Here is a 17,866-nt window from a genome sequence, read left to right on the forward strand (position 1 = left end):
GTTCCTGTTGTAGTCATTGAAGACGAGCCGGGGTCAGAACACAGGCTCGTGGTTGAGTCGCGGGGCGGTGGCTGGACAACCAGGAGGTCAGGCCAAGGGATAGATTGCCCCCCAGACGCATCGGCGTATTGGCACTCGGTGCGAGCAGCAGTTGCACATCCCACTCAAAGCCGCAGCCCAGGTAGTCATCCACCAGGCGTGCCAGGTCGCGCAACGCCTCGGTGCCAGGCAAGAAGCGTGTCATATCGGCCAGCGACAGCGGCCCGAGTGTCACGCGAACGCTGTGCTGGACATTCCACGCCCTGCGCCCGAGCAAGGAACTGCGCCCCAGTTGAGCGGCCTCGGTGCCAGCGCCCAATTGCAGTTGATCTGTCGGCGCCAATGCACTCCAGCGCCCATGCCATTGATGCAGGGTGACGGGCACCTGCAGGTGATCGCGTAACACACCCAGCAGGCCCTCGGCACTGCGTCGCTGGTCGAGGTATTGGCTGGCGTAATAGCGTTCGCTGTGCGGAACGAACGCTTGCACATACTCGGAAAAACGGTCCTGGCTTGGTCGGTCTGCGCAGACGACCGGGCGCGCCATCGCCCAGCTGCGATACAACAGGCACAGCAGGCGGTGGTGAAAGATGTCCAGAAAACCCGCCAGTGTTCCGTCGTTGTGGTTGATCTGGCGGGACAAGGCCTCTTCACTGAAGGGCAACGGCATCGGGCCATTGACCCCGGTCAGGCCAAAAAAGGTCACCCGCAACTGTGGCGGCAGCCCCTCGCGCAGTTGCAGGTTGCGCAGCATGGCCGGCTCGAAGGCCAGTGACACCGCCTGGCCCAGGCGCAGTAGATCCTCACGCAGGTGTTCCGACGTGCCCAGGCGCGGGCGCTGCGGGTCGAGCGCATCCAGGCAGCGCAACGCGCTGAAAAAATCAAAACGCCAGGCCTGACGCTGCAATTGCTCCCAAGGGCTCACAGGGTCATGCATTGGCTACTCCTCACCGGCCAGCGCATGATCATCCCGCGTCCCACGGTGTACAGCACGGTCTGGGTAAACGCATTGATGGCCGCATAGCGGGCGAAAAAAACATCCAGCACCGCACCGAAAGCAACAGTACCAATGCCCTCGCACGCGGCATCATCGAGGGTCAGGTGCAGTTGCAAGCCTCGGCCGAACGCTACCGGCCCGCTGCCGGGCAAGCGCTGCGTCAGCACGGTGGCGCGCAAGGAAACGATGCCTTCAAGCAGGCGCTGCAGCACCGCATCATCCGGGGCGATGTAAAGCGATAGCAGTTCGCGCAACGCCTGTGCCCCGGCCTGTCCATCGTCATTGGCCAGTGGCAGGTAGTTCCGCGACAAATGCTGAATCGCCTGCCAGGGCCCCTCGCCCGAAACCGGCACAGCGAGCGGCGTCGACGGGCCAGCCAGCCTGCGAATGGCCAGTACGGGCGCGCTGACATCCAGGACAAAATCGGTATTGCCCTTGCCGAAGCCAATGTGCAACGGCAGGTCGCGGTTTGAGCAAAGCACTTCAGCCGCCAGTTGATGCAGGTCCGGCCGATACGGCGGGTGCTGAGGGTCTACCAGGGCAATCGACAGGTCACTGCCCGCATAAGACGGCTTGCCATGCAGTGCAGCCGAGCGCGGACGGCTGGGCGCCCGCTGTACCTGAAAAAAGCCGGTGCCGGCTGCGTCGGTTGCCCGAGCCTGCGGCGAATACAATGGTACAAAGCGCTGGCGCTCGCGGCTGCCGCTAAAGTAGCCGTGCACCTCCAGCACCTGATGAACTTCGTGGTTCAAGGGGTTCGCCTGGTCGACCAGCACAGGAATCTCCGGCCGATGGTGCAACACGTTGATGCGATCAGTACGTTTCTGGAACAGGTTCTGCACCGGCGCACAGAACAGATTGAACATCGAACCATCGAGCCCGGCGGGCAGCTGATTGGACAACGGCGCCAACACGATCAGCAGTTCCAGATGTTCGCTGTCGCACCGACGTACCGCCGGGCCCAACCCGGACAGGTTGATAAAGCGCTGCCCTTCGGGAAACGCCAGAAAACGCCTGAGCAGCGCGAAGCCGGCGTGCCCGCTGACGCCACGCAGGGGTTCCTGTGTGTCAGGCGCGCCTTCAAGATTGGCCTGGGTGATGCACGCGGGCTCAATGAATTCGCACCAGGCCGGGGTGTCCTCAACCGGCCTTGCAAGCACACCGACTGCACGCGAGAGCAGCGCTTCGTGAACCGCCAGCGCCCCTGCCCCACTCAGGTACACGCACAGCGCGTCCAGAGCAATCTGCTTGAACGTGACGCCCGTGGTGGTTCGCAAGCGCAGCCGCAACACCGAGTGCGCCTGGCCGGTAAACCTGGCAGGCAACCCTGACAGCAGGCTGGTACTGGCAAGGTAGTCGGCAGACTCGATCTGCACCGGCCACAAGGTGACCGGCTGAGTACTACGCCACTCACAACGCACGGTGCGCCCGTCAAGCTCGGCAACCGCGCTCAACGCGGTACTGGCAGGCAGGCAGAAGCCATTGAGCAGGCTGCCCTGATGTTTGTCCGGCGTGAACTGCACCACCGCCATGGACGGCAGCGGCATTAACGATTGAGGCTGGACCTGCTCCAGCAGGTTGCTGGTGAACTGCGGAAACTCCGACGCCATCTGCAGTTGAATGCGAGCCGTCAGGAAGCCCAGCCCCTCGAGCAGACGCTCCACACCGGGGTCGTGGCTGTGTTGGGTGTCCAGGCCAATGTGGCTTGCTACCTTGGGGTAGGCCTTGGCAAATTCGGCAGCCCCTTCGCGCAGGAACTGCAATTCGCGCTCGTACAAGCGCAACAGTCGCTCATCCATGCCGCCCCCTGAGGGGTGCTGTATCGACGTGTACCGCACCACTTTGGGTATTCCAGATGGAGCGAAAGGTGAACGGGTGAGCGACCTCTGCATCGCGCAGTTGCCCCTCGATGACCATCTGTATTTCGAACAGGGGCGCTTCGGTGCGGCTTACCCAGGAAACCTGCAAGCTGTGGCGAATCACCCTTGGCTCGTAGGCCAGAATGGCCTGATGAATACGCTTCACCAGAGCCTCCGGAGAAAAACTGGAGAGTGTCTTGCCCGCAATGCTGTCAATCCCGTAGTTCAGTACAGAACGAGCGACGTGAGGCGCTTGGCTGAGGTCCAGTGTGCTGACAAGCCCACGGGTGTTTAGCAGCGTGCTCAGATCTTCGCGTAAACGGGACAACTGAGAATTTTTGCTTGCCGCAATGTCAGGTGTGCTCGCAGCATGAAAATTCAGGTTTAAACGCTCAAGCAACGTGTGGGCACAGCTATTCATGGGTAGGCCTGGTCACAAGCGATAACTGATAACGCATAGAAATCCAACAGACGTAATCAAAAGGACCAAGGCAAACGCATTTCAAACGCGCCTTGATCCTGATAACCACATTACTTTGCAGCAGCCACGTCGAAAGTTTTGTCCGCCGTACCGTTCTCGGCGGTGCCATCAAATTCATTGTACTTGTAACGGATGCGCGTATAGTTTAAAGAGATGCGTTCAGAAGGCTGACCATCGGTGTGACAGTGCGTCGAGAAAGTACTGATAACTGGGTTAGTAAGTTCTATGCGTAGCAGCTCCTGCAGTTTTTGGTTTGTACCCGAAGCGTGTAGCACAACAATAATAGCCTCTGTAAATGCCGTACCTTTCAACGACTGAATGAAAAATTCCGGCGAACTCTTATCCGCAGACTTCGTAAGAGAAACTTCCGAAATATACCCAGCGAGAAGTCTGCGCTCAGCGCCACTCCCCGAAATGTCCCTAACTGTATTGAACGAATAAGAGTCAAACACGAGCCATTCCCTATAGCCTTCAACCTTGGAAGTACCCTTAATCTCCGAATAAAACTTTACCAAAATCATATATTACTCCTCGCATATTAAGCAAAAATTGAAAACTTTAAGACTTGACTGACGGCAATTTTGAGACCAGGCGTAACGAAACAGTCAACCCTTCCAACTGGTAGTGTGGGCGCAAGAAAAACTTGGCCCGATAGAACCCAGGGTTAGCCTCATTTTCTTCGACCGTCACCTCTGCCGCCGACAGCGGCTTACGCGCTTTATCGATATCCGTTGCCGTTGCCGGGTTCAGATCGACATAACGCATGATCCAACTGTTAAGCCAGCGCTCTAAATCCGCACGTTCTTTGAACGAGCCGATCTTGTCGCGCACGATGCACTTCAAGTAGTGGGCAAAACGGCAGGTAGCGAACAGGTAAGGCAAGCGCGCCGCCAATTGCGCATTCGCGGTGGCGTCGGGATCGTCGTACTGCTGCGGGCTGTGCAGCGACTGCGCCCCGATAAACGCCGCTAGCGAGGTGTGCTTGCAATGCACCAGCGGCATAAAGCCGTTGTTCGCCAGTTCCAGCTCGCGACGATCACTGATGGCGATCTCGGTTGGGCAGGTCATGTCAACACCACCGTCTTCGCTCGGGTAGGTGTGCACGGGAAGCCCGCTGATTGCACCGCCCGACTCGATACCGCGGATCTGCGAGCACCAGCCAAACTGCGTGAACGACTGGTTGATGTTCAAGCCCATGGCATAGGCCGCATTGAGCCAGAGGTACTTGCTGGCGTCGCCCTGCGTCACTTCTTCAAAGTTGAAATTTTCCACCGGCGCGGTTTTCGCGCCGTAAGGAATACGCCCGAGGAAACGCGGCAGTGTCAGGCCCACGTAGCGCGAGTCTTCGGAACTGCGCAGGTTGCGCCAAGCCGCATGCTCAGGGGTCTGGAAGATCTTGCTCAAGTCACGTGGGTTGGCCAGCTCTTGCCACGAGTCCATCAGCAGCGCGCCTGGGTCGGCAGCGCTGATCAATGGCGCATGGGCTGCCGCCGCGATCTTGGCCATGGACGACAGCAGTTCGACATCCGGCGGGCTGTTGTCAAAGTAGTAGTCGGCAATCAGTACACCGAAGGGCTCGCCACCAAACTGGCCGTACTCGTGCTCATAGATCTTCTTGAACAACGGGCTTTGGTCCCAGGCCGCGCCTTTGAACTTTTTCAGTTCACGGGCCAGATCGCCCTTGGAGACGTTGAAGAAGCGAATCTTCAGTTTCTCGTCGGTCTCCGTATTGCTGACCAGGTAATGCAAGCCGCGCCAGGACGCTTCGAGCTTCTGGAAGTCGTCGTGGTGCAAGATCGCGTTGATCTGGCTCGACATCTTGCTGTCGATCGCGGCGATAAGCGCCTCAATGGTGCTCAGCGTGTCTTCCGCAATCAGGTGCGATGCGCTCAGTGCCTGCTCAGCCAGGGTATGCACCGCAGCGTGCAGCGCTTCACTGGCCCGCTCGCTGCGCGGCTTGAACTCGCGTTGCAGCAGGCTGCCGAAACTATCGGGAGCATCGGTAGTGAGCTGACTGTCAGCGACCTGTATCTGTTCAGTTGCAGCCATGGCGGCTTACCTCATTCAGTGGTTTGGGCTGGGGACTTCGCTTGCGCCAGCAGCGAACTCATGAGCGCAGGGTCCTGGAGCAACTGCGCGACCAGTTGCTCAGCGCCACTCTTGCCATCCATGTAGGTCAAGAGGTTGGAGAGCTGATTGCGCGCCTCCAACAACTTGTTGAGGGGTTCGACATTGCGTGCGATAGCGCCCGGGCTGAAGTCGTCCATGCTCTTGATATCCAGGGCAATGGACAGCTGGCCTTCGCCGGTCAGCTCATTCTTGACTGCAAACTTCAACGACGGCGCAATGGCATTCATGCGCTCATCGAAGTTATCAATATCAATTTCCAGAAACTTCCGATCGGCCACGGACGGCAAGTGCGCAGTATTGGCACCCGACAAATCCGTCAATACACCGTTCACAAAAGGAATTTCTACTGTTTTCTCAGCCCCGTAGAGTTCGACGTCGTAGTCGATCTGAACCCGCGGCGCGCGGTTACGACCAATAAACTTTTGCCCACTATTACTCGACATGACACCCCCTCAAATAGAAACCTTAAACCCTCAATCTTCCTGTTCACCCGCCAACGCGCGCATCTCGCCAACACTTGACGGTGCAAGTTCGGCGATTATTTCCAGAAACTCTTTTCCCGCGAGCCGGCGTACTCTGCGGACCAACATGGGGATCGGACTGCTGGGCTCATGACGGCTGTAATACGCCTCGATCGCCTCAAGCGCGACGACCACCTCCTCTCGCGAGGAAAACGCTATTAACCCTGCGTGTTGGTAAACCACCGGCTGTGGCGTCGGTCGCTCCTCCAGTCGCTCAATGGCCACTGCCTGGGCCGTGTTACGCAACCGGCTGTCAACGACCTGAATCCATTGCTGCAAGAGCAGCACCATGGAATGCAGCGGCGAAACCGCGTCCAGGCCGGTCTTTTCATCCAGGCACTGACCGATATCGACCAACAGCTTTTTAAGGCGCTTCAGCACGCCCAACCCACGCATGAGATCCGCCGAGCAAAGTGGCTCGATCAACCCGGTCAAGCGCACCAGCGAGGCGTCACGCTCCGCGGACTCGTTTGCACTGGCAATCAACGCCAGGTCCGAACAACAGAGGCTCTCGCCCCCAGGGATACGGGCTAGCACTTCGCGGCGCAGCCTGACACCGATGGTCGACGGCACCGCAAGTTCTGCAAGCGCATTGACCCTGACCAACGGATCAAAGTGATCTTCGGCACTGAGCCGGGGATGCACGCTCTCCCAACGCTCCCGAAGCAAAAAGGCAATCAACTGCAGGCCATTGGCAAAGCCCGTCAAGCCCTCACGCTCAAGCCATGCGCGCGCCAGGCAAACAGCCACGCGAAGATCATGTGTGCGCTTGAACAAACTGATGCAGCGCGCCTCGACGGAAATCCAGTCAATGGGTTCAGGGACAAATACATAATCGCCGTATTGCGACTCTTCCCGCACCGTTACTTGATTGAACAGCTCAAGGAACTCTGCGTCGTATTCAAGATGCTCACCACACCCTTCATTGGCAAGCGCAGCAATAAAATTATCCACACTCATGCGTTAGCCTTTTGCAACAAACGTTAGTTGCGAAACCTGTTGATCGGGGCATGACAACATTGCGCCCAGGCCTTGAATACAAACGAGGAAATTTGAAGAAACGCTATAAACACGCAACCACTAAAAGTGCAGCGGGCTGTTTTTCAATACCCTGATAGCGACCCAATCACTTAAATGACTGTCAGCATGTTCTATTTATCGGTGTTTGCCGACGACGCTATTGTGCTGATCAACAGGGGCCGTGAAAGTAGGTTTAGTTACCGCAGCAATGTAGGACGCTTCCTGCGAAATGAAGGCGTCGTTACCCTATTGACCACAGATGCCTGCGCGCCGGGCGCTTTGGTGCATGCATACCCTGGCCAGTGCGCTTAAACTGGGCGCGTTAACGATGCCGTGCCCCGACACGCGTGCCGCAGATGATCACCTCAAGCAAGAGACCCTTAATGGCAAACCACGACCTCACCTTCCTCCCCGATCCCGACCCGGAATCCATCTCTTCGGACGTCGCCAGTTTCGGCGGCGTGCTGGTTTCCACGCAGATCCCGACCCGCGCTGACGGCAGTCTGGAGCTGGGTGGCATCGTCGAGCAGAGCGAATGCACCCTGCAGGCACTCAAGGTTGCGCTGGAGCGCGCAGGCAGTTCCATGGACCGTGTGATGCACCTGACCATCTACCTCACCGACATGGCCGACCGTGCCGCGTTCAATGAGGTTTATCAGCGCTTTTTCGCAAGGCCCTGGCCGGTGCGCGCCGCGATCGGCGTGGCGGCCCTTGCCGTTGAAGGCATGCGCGTAGAGGTCACAGCGATGGCCGCCAAGGGCTGAATCCACGGTGCTATCCAGTGGCGGCCCTCCGCGAGCGGCCGCCACCGGGCAGCAGGTGGGTGCCGGTCAAGCGTTTCGCAGCTACAATGCGCGCCTTGACCGTGACAAACGACCAGAAAAACATGTCCCTGCCCAAGCATCACCTGGAATTACTCAGCCCCGCCCGCGATGTTGCCATTGCTCGCGAGGCTATCCTGCATGGCGCTGATGCCGTGTACATCGGCGGCCCGAGCTTCGGCGCCCGCCACAACGCCTGCAACGAAGTGAGTGATATCGCTCAATTGGTAGAGTTCGCCCGCCGCTACCACGCCCGGGTGTTCACTACCATCAATACGATCCTGCACGACAACGAGCTGGAGCCGGCACGCAAGCTGATTCACCAACTGTACGATGCCGGTGTCGATGCACTGATCGTCCAGGACCTGGGCGTGATGGAGCTGGATATCCCGCCAATCGAACTTCACGCCAGTACCCAGACCGACATCCGTACGCTGGAGCGGGCGAAGTTCCTCGACCAGGCTGGCTTCTCTCAACTGGTACTGGCCCGCGAACTGAACCTCAGTGAAATCCGCGCCATCGCCGACGAAACCGATGCGGCGATCGAGTTCTTTATTCACGGCGCGCTGTGCGTGGCCTTCTCTGGCCAGTGCAATATCTCTCACGCCCAGACCGGCCGCAGCGCCAACCGCGGCGACTGCTCCCAGGCCTGCCGACTGCCCTACACCCTGAAAGACGATCAAGGCCGCGTGGTTGCCTACGAAAAGCACCTGCTGTCGATGAAGGACAACAACCAGAGCGCCAACATTCGCGCACTGGTGGAAGCCGGCGTGCGTTCGTTCAAGATCGAAGGGCGCTACAAGGACATGGGCTATGTGAAGAACATCACCGCCTATTACCGCCAGCGCCTGGACGAGGTCCTCGAAGACCGCCCGGACCTGGCCCGCGCCTCCAGCGGCCGTACCGCGCACTTTTTCGTGCCTGATCCAGACAAGACCTTCCACCGCGGCAGTACCGACTACTTCGTCAGCGAGCGCAAGATCGACATCGGCGCCTTTGATTCGCCAACCTTCACCGGCCTGCCGGTGGGTGTCGTCGAGAAGGTCGGCAAGCGTGACCTGCTGGTAGTCAGCCATGAGCCGTTGTCCAACGGCGACGGCCTCAATGTACTGGTCAAACGCGAAGTGGTGGGTTTTCGCGCCAACATCGCCGAAGCCAAGGGCGAGTTCGAAGAAGATGGCGAAAAGCGTTACCGCTACCGCGTCGAACCCAACGAAATGCCCGAGGGCCTGCACCAGTTGCGCCCAGGCCACCCGCTGAGCCGCAACCTGGACCACAACTGGCAGCAAGCCCTGCTCAAGACGTCCGCCGAGCGCCGGGTCGGTCTTTCCTGGCTCGCTCGCCTGCGCGAGGATCGCCTGGAACTGGCCGCCACCAGTGAGGAAGGCATCACCGCCAGCGCTGCCCTGGACGGCCCGTTCGGCCTGGCCAACAAGCCGGAACAGGCCCTGGAGCAATTGCATGACCTGCTTGGCCAGTTGGGTACTACCCAGTACCACGCCACGGCCATCACGCTGGATGCACCCCAGGCGTATTTCATCCCCAACTCGCAGCTCAAGGCGTTACGCCGCGAGGTCATCGATGCGCTGACCATGGCCCGTATCAACGCCCACCCACGTGGCAGCCGCAAAGCCGAGACAGACCCGCCACCGGTATACCCGGAGTCGCACCTGTCGTTCCTGGCCAACGTCTACAACCAGAAGGCCCGCGATTTCTATCACCGCCATGGCGTGAAGCTGATCGACGCCGCCTTCGAGGCCCACGAGGAAACCGGCGAAGTGCCGGTGATGATCACCAAGCACTGCTTGCGTTTTTCCTTCAACCTCTGCCCCAAACAGGCCAAGGGCGTCACCGGTGTGCGCACCAAGGTCGCACCGATGCAACTGATACATGGCGACGAGGTGCTGACGCTGAAGTTCGACTGCAAGCCTTGCGAAATGCACGTCATCGGCAAGATGAAGGGCCACATCCTTGACCTGCCGCAACCGGGCAGCGTGGTGGAACAGGTCGTCGGGCACATCAGCCCGGAAGACTTGCTCAAGACCATTCCTCGCGCCCCTCACTGAGTGATCGTGTAGCGCTCAAGGCAGTCGCAACCGCTCATTTTGGCCTGCACCTACAACAGGGCCCTTGGTTTTCCAAGGGCCCTGTTGTCATTCAAGGGCCTTGTCAGCGAGAAAGCGTGAAGTGGGAAAATACACTTTGAATGTTAACGATAATTACTATTATTATCGCGCATTCAAATTGCTACCACTCGCCTCCAAGGATTGCGCCTTCCATGCGTCGCACGTTCGTCTCGCTATGCCTGCTTCATGCTGTTACGCCCACCGTGTGGGCTAATCCTTCAAATGAAACCGAGCCACCGCTGGTCGAGCTGCAAGCCTTGAGTATCAATGCCGACGCCGCCGATGCCGAGCGCGCCGACGGCCCGGTGCAAGGCTACAAGGCAACCCGCTCGGCCAGTGCGACCCGTACCGACACCGCCCTGCATGAAACCCCGCAGTCCGTCAGTGTGGTGCCACGCGATGTGCTTGAAGACACCGGTTCGACCCGATTGCAGGACGCGTTGGACTACGCTGGCGGCGTTGGCCGGGCCAACAACTTCGGTGGCCAGGGCTTGACCACCTTTACTGTCCGAGGCTTTACCACCGGCGAGTTCTACCGCAACGGTTTTCCTATCAACCGCGGCTACCCGAACGCCCCCGATGCCAACACCGTCGAGCGACTCGAGGTGTTACGCGGCCCGGCTACCAGCCTTTACGGCCGTGGCGATCCCGGCGGCACCTTCAACGTGGTCAGCAAACAGCCGCTGGTTGAGCAAAAGGTGACTGTCGGCAGCCAGATCGACGACCAAGGCATGCACCGTGCCACCCTCGATGCTACGGGTACGCTCAACCAGGAGGGTTCACTGGCGTATCGTTTGAACCTGCTGGGCGAAGGTGGCGAGAGTTTCCGCGACAATGTCGAGAGTGAGCGTTACGACGTTGCGCCCGTGCTGAGCTGGCAGGTCAACGAGACGACCCGGATCGTTTTCGAGGGTGACTTCATGCGTAACAACCACCCGCTCGACCGAGGCCTGACGCGCTATGCCACGCAAAAAGGCAGCGCCTCGCGTGATACCAACATCTGGGAAAAAGGCAGCGACAACCTGCTGCACAATGACAACAACATGGCTCAACTGCGCTTCGACCACGCGCTGAACGACGACTGGACACTGGCCGGTGGCGTGCAGATGCTTGACGGCAGCCTCGAAGGCAACGCCGTGGAAGGCAACGCCGTGGAAGCCAACGCCCTGCAAGCGGACGGCCGCACCCTGAACCGTAACTTCAACTATCGCAAGCTGGAGTGGACCGACCGGGACGTGCAACTGAACCTGACGGGGCACTTCGATACCGCCGGTTTCGCCCATACCCTGCTGACCGGCGTCGAGTACGAGGACTACGACTACAAGTCGATCATCCAGCGATCCGCGGCTGGGGCATCGGCGTACCCCATCGATATCTTCGATCCCGTGCTCGGCCAACCGCGCCCTGCCCTGACCCGAACCACAACCCATGACAAGGAAAACCTGAAGACCTGGGCGTTTTTTGTCCAGGACCAGGTAGCTCTGACCGAGCGTCTCAAGGCATTGGCCGGGGTACGCGTCGAGCGCTTCGAGCACGACTACAACAACTACCTGCCCAACAGCAAAGGCTGGGAAGCAGCCGACAACGCGGTCACCCCACGCTTTGGCCTGATGTATGACCTGACCGATACCCTTGCGGTGTATGCCAACACGGCGCGCTCGTTCAAGCCCAACAGCGGTGCCAGCCGCCAGGATGAGGGTTTTGCTCCGGAAAAAGGCAAATCCGTCGAACTGGGTATGAAGTGGGAAGCACTTGAACGTCAGTTGAGCGTCGATGCAGCGGTGTATCAGATCGTCAAGGAAAACGTCCTGACCGTCGACCCAGTCAATGAAGACTACAAGGTTGCAGCGGGCGAGGTGCGCAGCCGTGGTCTGGACCTCAACATTGCAGGCAACCTCACGCCCGAGTGGCGGGTTATCGGGGGCTATGCCTACGTTGATGCCGAGGTGACCAAGGACAACTCACTGGAGACTGGGACACGACTGGCCAACATTCCCCGCAACACCTTCAGCCTGCTCAACGTCTATGAGTTCCAGGATGGCATAGCCCAGGGGCTGGGGCTGGGCATGGGGGTCAAGTATGTCGATGACCGGGCCGGGCAGACCATCGCACAGACCTACACCATGGACCGTTACAGCGTGGTCGACCTGTTGAGCTTCTATAAGCTCAACGAACATGTACGTCTGAACCTCGACGTGAAAAACGTATTCAACAAAGGCTATGACGAAGGCGCGTTCAACAACTACGTCTATCCCGGTGCGCCGCGTACGGTTCAGGCGGGCATCGCCTATACCTTCTGACGCGTCAACGGCATACGGCCCAGCCACTGGACGAGCGGGTACTTGCGCACCGGCTCGTCGCCCTGTTGCGTTTGCTCAATTGCAGCGCACTTCTATAGTGAGCTGATGGGTTTGCGGCACCGTCCGCAACGCCACCTGTTGGCCGACACGGGTGGCGGCGTTCCGATCCCGTTCAGGAGGGACATACGTATGCCTGCAAACCGCTTCCTTGGTGTAAACAGCGGTCATGAGCTGCTGGACGTGCTGATTCGTGCCGGGATGATCGCCGTGCTGGTGAGCTGGTGCTTTCAGATTTTCCAGCCGTTCTTGAACCTGATGCTATGGGCAGTGATCCTGGCAATCACACTTTACCCCTTGAATCAGAAACTCGCGGTCGTATTCGGCAATCGACCGGGGCTGGCCAGCATTCTGCTGATTCTGCTGGGGCTCGCCTGCCTGATCGGCCCGTTGAGCTTGCTGGGGAGCTCAGTCGCCAACTCCGTACAAAACAGCATGCAGACGCTACATAACCAGGCCCTCGAAATTCCTCCACCGCCAGACTCGGTGCGCAGTTGGCCTTTGATCGGCGAAACCCTGTTTGGTATCTGGAGCCGTGCGTCCAATGACTTGAGCTGGGCATACTCGCAGATCGCCCCCCATATCAAAGGGGTCAGCAAAACCCTGCTGGTCCAGCTTGCGGGCATCGGGACGGGCGTCCTGGTGTTTGTCGCAGCCCTCATGATCGCCGGCCTGATGATGGCAAAAGGCGACAGTCTGCAGCACAGTGCAGTGGCTATCGCCTCACGCATTTCCGGCGCCGAGCGCGGCACACAGCTTGCAGCGCTGTGCACCGCCACCATCCGTGCAGTGGCCCAGGGCGTTGTGGGCATTGCCTTCATCCAGATGTTGATGGTGGGTATTGGCCTGGTCGCGATGGGCGTGCCCGCAGCCGGGTTGCTGTCACTGGTCGTGTTGCTGCTGGGCATTACCCAGCTGCCGACGATCTTGATCCTCCTGCCCATTGTGATCTATGTGTTCGCGCATGATGGCGTGAGCGTCGCGACCATCGTCTTCACGGCCTGGATGATATTTGCCGGGCTTTCGGACAACATTCTCAAACCCCTGCTATTGGGACGAGGCGTGGCGGTGCCGATGCCGGTTGTGCTGATTGGCGCCTTGGGCGGGATGTTGAGCAACGGCATCATCGGGTTGTTCATCGGGCCGGTGATTCTGGCGGTGGGGTATCAGCTCTTCATGAACTGGGTCTATCAGACACTGCCAGATGACGGTCCCGACGCAAGTGACACGCCGGAAAAACCGCCCGCCGACTGAGCTCACGGCCACCCGGGCATCTGTGCGTCGGGCTGCGCGCCCAGCAGAATATCGAACAGCGCCTGCGCCGCAGCCGAAAGCTCATGGCCGGGCTTGGTCAACACGCCAATTGCCCGCTCCACCGGATCGCGCAAGGTAATGCACCGTGCGCCCAACTCCTGCATTTGCCTGGCGCACAACGCCGGTACCGTACTGACACCCAGCCCGCTGGCAACCATTCGGCCAACGGTCGCAAGCTGATGGCTTTCAAACTCCACCGCCAACTTCAATTGCCGCGCTTGAAGGTGATCTTCAAGCATCACCCGCACGCTTGAGGGGCGTTGCAAGGTAATAAAGGGCTGCTCAAGCAAGGTTTGCCAGTCGACCTCCTGAAGTTCAGCCAGCGGCGAGTCAAGCGGCACCACGGCAACGAATCGATCACGGTACAGCGTTGTAAACGCCAGTGACGAACTCTGCAGCGGCTCAAAAGCGACACCCAGTTCCACCTGGCGATCGCGGACCATTTCCACCACCTGCTCGTTGATCACATCGTTTACCGTGACGCCAACCTTGGGGTATCGCGTACGAAAGGTTTTCAGGATCGGCGGCAGCAGGTTGCAGGCGAACGATGGCATCGCCGCCAGGGTGACGCGGCCCCGCTGGAGCGTGAACCGCTGGCGGATTTCATCCTCTGCGTTGTCCCAGTCGGCGATCAGACGGCGGGCCAGGGGCAATAGTGACTCGCCTTCCGGGGTCAGGGTAACCGTGCGCGTGGTGCGGCTGAACAATCGCCCACCCAACCCCTCCTCCAAGGACTTGATGGTCAGGCTCAGCGCTGATTGCGACAGGTGCAACCGCTCGCAGGCCACGGCAAAACTCAGGCTCTGCGCCACCGCCCAAAAGGCCCGTATCTGCTTGACCGTCATGACTGCTCCTGTATCGCTGCGTTTTATTGAGGTTTATCGATCAATTCATCTTAAAAATCAATTTAACAAATATATGTATTGGCGCAACACTTCAGCACAAATGGCCCTGAACACGGAGAGAGTCAATGCAAGAAGTCGTCATTGTCGCCGCCACCCGCACCGCGATCGGCAGTTTTCAAGGCTCACTGGCCGCGATCCCTGCGACGGAGCTGGGTGCTTCGGTGATACGCAACCTGCTGCAACAGGCCGGGATTTGCGGCAGTGAAGTGGATGAAGTCATCCTCGGCCAGGTACTCACCGCTGGCAGTGGCCAGAACCCGGCACGTCAAGCGGCGATTCTCGCCGGCCTGCCCCATGCGGTGCCGGCACTGACCCTGAACAAGGTCTGCGGCTCAGGCCTCAAGGCGCTGCACCTCGGTGCCCAGGCCATTCGGTGTGGCGACGCCGAGGTGATCATCGCCGGCGGCATGGAAAACATGAGCCTGGCGCCTTATGTGCTGCCGGCCGCCCGCACGGGGCTGCGCATGGGCCATGCCAGCATGATCGACAGCATGATCAGTGACGGCTTGTGGGATGCCTTCAACGACTATCACATGGGTATTACCGCCGAGAACCTGGTGGAGCAGTACGCGATCAGCCGTGAAGCGCAGGACGCGTTTGCCGCGGCCTCCCAGCAGAAAGCCTGTGCCGCCATCGAGGCCGGTCGCTTCATCGATGAAATCACACCGATCCTGATCCCGCAGCGCAAGGGCGAGCCCATTGCCTTCGCCACCGACGAACAACCACGCAGCGCAACCACTGCCGAATCCCTGGGCAAGCTCAAGCCGGCGTTCAAGAAAGACGGCAGTGTGACTGCTGGCAACGCGTCCAGCCTCAACGACGGCGCAGCAGCGGTGCTGTTAATGAGTGCAGAGAAAGCCAAGGCCTTGGGCTTGCCTGCACTGGCCCGCATTGCAGCCTACGCCAATGCCGGGGTTGACCCGGCAATCATGGGCATTGGCCCGGTCGACGCAACCCGCCGCTGCCTGGAAAAGGCCGGTTGGACCCTGGACCAACTGGACCTGATCGAAGCCAACGAGGCCTTCGCCGCACAAGCGCTCTCGGTAGGTAAAGAGCTGGGTTGGGATGCAGACAAGGTCAACGTCAATGGAGGTGCCATCGCGCTTGGGCACCCTATCGGTGCTTCCGGTTGCCGGGTGCTGGTGACCCTGCTGCATGAAATGATCAAACGTGATGTCAACAAAGGCCTGGCCACGCTGTGCATCGGTGGTGGTCAGGGTGTTGCCCTGGCACTTGAGCGCGACTGATCAAGCCGAGGTGCAATAGAACAGCGCCGGTCAGCACAAGCGTGTGCTGACCGGCGTGTTTGCTGGCGTTTTAGCCCAGCAACTGAACCTTGCCACTCGCCAGTTCGTAGACCCCACCGACAATCTTCAAGCGCTTGGCGGCCAAGGCTTCGGTCAACACCGCAGACGCCCCTTTCAAGCGCTCGACGTTGTCCAGAACGTTCTGGCGAATGGCGTTGTCGAGCACATTGCCCGATTTGCCCATCACAGTCTTGACCGAAGGCTCCACGGCTTTGGCAAGCGTGTCGATATGCCCTGGGAAGGTCGTGCCATCGGTTGCCCGCTGCACCCCTGCCTTCACCGCGCCACAGGCTTCGTGACCCAGCACCATGATCACCGGGGTGCCCAGCACCGCTACGGCGTACTCAAGGCTGGCCAGGCCATCGGTGGTAACGAAATTGCCGGCCACGCGCACAGCAAAGATGTCGCCACGGGCACTGTCAAAGGCGTACTCCGGGGCAATGCGTGAATCTGCACAGCTGAGGATGGCCGCAAAGGGGTTTTGCCCGGATGCCAAGGCTTCCCGCTCGGAGAGGAAGTCATGCCGACGGGCGACGCCCTCGACATACCGCTGATTACCTTCCATCAACCGAGACAGCGCCAGGTCGGGCGTGAGGTCATTCTGTGGTTTAGGTAACGGGCCATCCTTGGGTGCAGCTATTGCTGGCATGGCCGGTAGCATCATCGCCCCAGCTGTCAACAAGGCGGCACCGCCACCAAAACGTAAAAACTGTCGGCGACTGGCTTGGCTGGCCGTATTGCGTTGCTCGTTACATTCACACATGGGCATACCTTCTCGGAAGCACGTAAAACGCGCATTTTCCGGTTATCTGCCTCCCGTGAACGCCGGATGATTCTGATAGCTCCGTAGGAGAATTCCTCTTATGACATGTAAAGCTTCAATCCAGTCGACGCCTGGACCGCCAAGCCCCCGCGATGACTGCTTATCGTAAAGCAGCCATTATTCTGCGTATGCGCTGAATGTCGGCCTATATTGAAGGTGTCGATGCCGGTGAAGCGTGCGCGCCTGAAACCTTCATTGACCCACGCTATTCCGGGGAGCTAGCGGACCATCCAAACCGTTGGAGGTGTCACATGAGCCAATATCAGCGCATCTTTCTCATCGCCGGCCCGAGCATGCGCCATTCGCCCGCCATGCAGCGCGCGCAAGCAATTGCCGATGCTACCGGGGCGGCCCTGCACATCACGTTGTTTATCGAAGATGTCGACATTCTGGGCCTGATGAGCGGTGGCGAAGCCTTGCGCAAACAACTGCAGGATGAACACCGCAAGTGGCTTGCCGATGAGGCTGACGTCATGCGCCGCAGCGGCATTGATGTCACCAGCGAAGTGGTGCTCACCCGTACCGTGTACGAAGACATGCTTGAGCAGGTGAAGCGGCTGCAGCCGGACCTGGTGATCAAAGACGTTCACCATGAGTCATTGCTCAAACGTGTATTCATCACGCCGCTGGATTGGCACTTGCTCAGAGAATGTCCGGCTGCTGTGCATTTTGTCAGCCAGATTCAATGCCCATTGCCACGTGTCATCGTCGCTGCCGTGGACCTCGCCCCACAACACACGCAAAACCCGGCCTCAACTACCAACGACTGCATCATGGCGACGGCTACCCGGCTCGCTGAACAATGCGATGCTGAGCTCCACTTGCTGCACGCCTACGATACGGCACACACACATATCACCGATGCAGGTGCCGGGACGGTAACGATGCCAGGGTTCAACAGTGAAGTACGCAAAGCACTGCAGCATGCGTTCACTCAGCTTGCCGAACACTATGGGATACCGCCTGAGCGACAACACCTTCTTGCCGGATTCCCCGTCAAGGCGATTGCCGAATTTGCCACTCAGCACCGCGCAGACGTCATCGTCATGGGCAACACCCATCACACAGGTCTTGATAAACGAGTAGGCAGCACCACCGAGAATGTGCTCTATCAAGTGCCCTGCAACATACTGGCAACTCGAGAAAAACTTGAACCCTGAGGAACC

Annotated in this window: 15 protein-coding genes; 6 read left to right on the top strand and 9 right to left on the bottom strand. The window is 59.3% G+C overall.

The genetic code is table 11. The features are described from left to right. Positions 1 to 13 precede the first annotated feature (13 nt). The 7 genes from tssG to tssA form a co-directional block, all read right to left on the bottom strand. A complete protein-coding gene (gene tssG, locus ACZ9H3_RS04670; protein WP_102052924.1) occupies positions 14 to 976 on the bottom strand; it encodes a type VI secretion system baseplate subunit TssG in 963 nt (320 codons plus the stop codon). After that, positions 961 to 2,835: a type VI secretion system baseplate subunit TssF gene (gene tssF / locus ACZ9H3_RS04675; RefSeq protein WP_102052923.1), complete on the bottom strand. Its 1,875-nt coding sequence runs from the start codon at positions 2,833 to 2,835 to the stop codon at positions 961 to 963. The genes tssG and tssF overlap by 16 nt, the downstream gene beginning before the upstream one ends. Continuing rightward, positions 2,828 to 3,316: a type VI secretion system baseplate subunit TssE gene (gene tssE, locus ACZ9H3_RS04680; RefSeq protein WP_145991796.1), complete on the bottom strand. Its 489-nt coding sequence runs from the start codon at positions 3,314 to 3,316 to the stop codon at positions 2,828 to 2,830. Before tssE ends, tssF begins: the two co-directional genes overlap by 8 nt. 110 nt (positions 3,317 to 3,426) lie before the next feature. Then, complete coding sequence (locus tag ACZ9H3_RS04685; protein WP_102052922.1) at positions 3,427 to 3,897, bottom strand: Hcp family type VI secretion system effector; 471 nt, start codon at positions 3,895 to 3,897, stop codon at positions 3,427 to 3,429. 37 nt (positions 3,898 to 3,934) lie between these two features. Then, positions 3,935 to 5,425 carry a type VI secretion system contractile sheath large subunit gene (tssC, locus tag ACZ9H3_RS04690; RefSeq protein ID WP_102052921.1) on the bottom strand — a complete coding sequence of 497 codons (1,491 nt, stop codon included), beginning with the start codon at positions 5,423 to 5,425 and terminating at the stop codon, positions 3,935 to 3,937. Positions 5,426 to 5,436: 11 nt separating this feature from the next. Beyond that, on the bottom strand, positions 5,437 to 5,949 hold the full coding sequence (gene tssB / locus ACZ9H3_RS04695; protein ID WP_102052920.1) for a type VI secretion system contractile sheath small subunit: 513 nt from the start codon (positions 5,947 to 5,949) through the stop codon (positions 5,437 to 5,439). Positions 5,950 to 5,979: 30 nt separating this feature from the next. Beyond that, a complete protein-coding gene (tssA, locus tag ACZ9H3_RS04700) occupies positions 5,980 to 6,987 on the bottom strand; it encodes a type VI secretion system protein TssA (RefSeq protein ID WP_099774892.1) in 1,008 nt (335 codons plus the stop codon). A 443-nt stretch (positions 6,988 to 7,430) separates the two neighbouring features. On the opposite strand from tssA, the gene ACZ9H3_RS04705 reads away from it, so the two are divergent. The 4 genes from ACZ9H3_RS04705 to ACZ9H3_RS04720 all read left to right on the top strand — a co-directional run bounded on the left by ACZ9H3_RS04705 (position 7,431) and on the right by ACZ9H3_RS04720 (position 13,605). Then, complete coding sequence (locus tag ACZ9H3_RS04705; RefSeq protein WP_099774894.1) at positions 7,431 to 7,811, top strand: RidA family protein; 381 nt, start codon at positions 7,431 to 7,433, stop codon at positions 7,809 to 7,811. 122 nt (positions 7,812 to 7,933) lie between these two features. Then, complete coding sequence (locus ACZ9H3_RS04710) at positions 7,934 to 9,934, top strand: peptidase U32 family protein (protein WP_476219892.1); 2,001 nt, start codon at positions 7,934 to 7,936, stop codon at positions 9,932 to 9,934. Positions 9,935 to 10,146: 212 nt separating this feature from the next. Next, on the top strand, positions 10,147 to 12,294 hold the full coding sequence (locus ACZ9H3_RS04715) for a TonB-dependent siderophore receptor (protein ID WP_476219894.1): 2,148 nt from the start codon (positions 10,147 to 10,149) through the stop codon (positions 12,292 to 12,294). A 189-nt stretch (positions 12,295 to 12,483) separates the two neighbouring features. Continuing rightward, positions 12,484 to 13,605, top strand: coding sequence for an AI-2E family transporter (locus ACZ9H3_RS04720; RefSeq protein ID WP_476219895.1), 1,122 nt, complete (start codon positions 12,484 to 12,486; stop codon positions 13,603 to 13,605). A gap of 2 nt (positions 13,606 to 13,607) precedes the next feature. Here the strand turns inward: ACZ9H3_RS04720 and ACZ9H3_RS04725 are convergent, their stop codons facing one another. Continuing rightward, positions 13,608 to 14,510, bottom strand: a complete 903-nt coding sequence (locus ACZ9H3_RS04725) for a LysR family transcriptional regulator (RefSeq protein ID WP_099774899.1) — start codon at positions 14,508 to 14,510, stop codon at positions 13,608 to 13,610. Between the two features lie 125 nt (positions 14,511 to 14,635). On the opposite strand from ACZ9H3_RS04725, the gene ACZ9H3_RS04730 reads away from it, so the two are divergent. Beyond that, on the top strand, positions 14,636 to 15,817 hold the full coding sequence (locus tag ACZ9H3_RS04730; protein ID WP_330523590.1) for an acetyl-CoA C-acetyltransferase: 1,182 nt from the start codon (positions 14,636 to 14,638) through the stop codon (positions 15,815 to 15,817). Positions 15,818 to 15,887: 70 nt separating this feature from the next. Here ACZ9H3_RS04730 and ACZ9H3_RS04735 read toward each other — a convergent pair whose 3' ends face one another. Next, positions 15,888 to 16,640, bottom strand: a complete 753-nt coding sequence (locus ACZ9H3_RS04735; RefSeq protein WP_065758358.1) for a carbonic anhydrase — start codon at positions 16,638 to 16,640, stop codon at positions 15,888 to 15,890. A 311-nt stretch (positions 16,641 to 16,951) separates the two neighbouring features. On the opposite strand from ACZ9H3_RS04735, the gene ACZ9H3_RS04740 reads away from it, so the two are divergent. Further along, the gene (locus ACZ9H3_RS04740; protein WP_476219898.1) at positions 16,952 to 17,860 is read left to right on the top strand and encodes a universal stress protein; all 909 of its coding nucleotides are present in this window, start codon (positions 16,952 to 16,954) and stop codon (positions 17,858 to 17,860) included. Positions 17,861 to 17,866 lie beyond the last annotated feature (6 nt).

The organism is Pseudomonas sp. TE3910 (assembly GCF_056279025.1).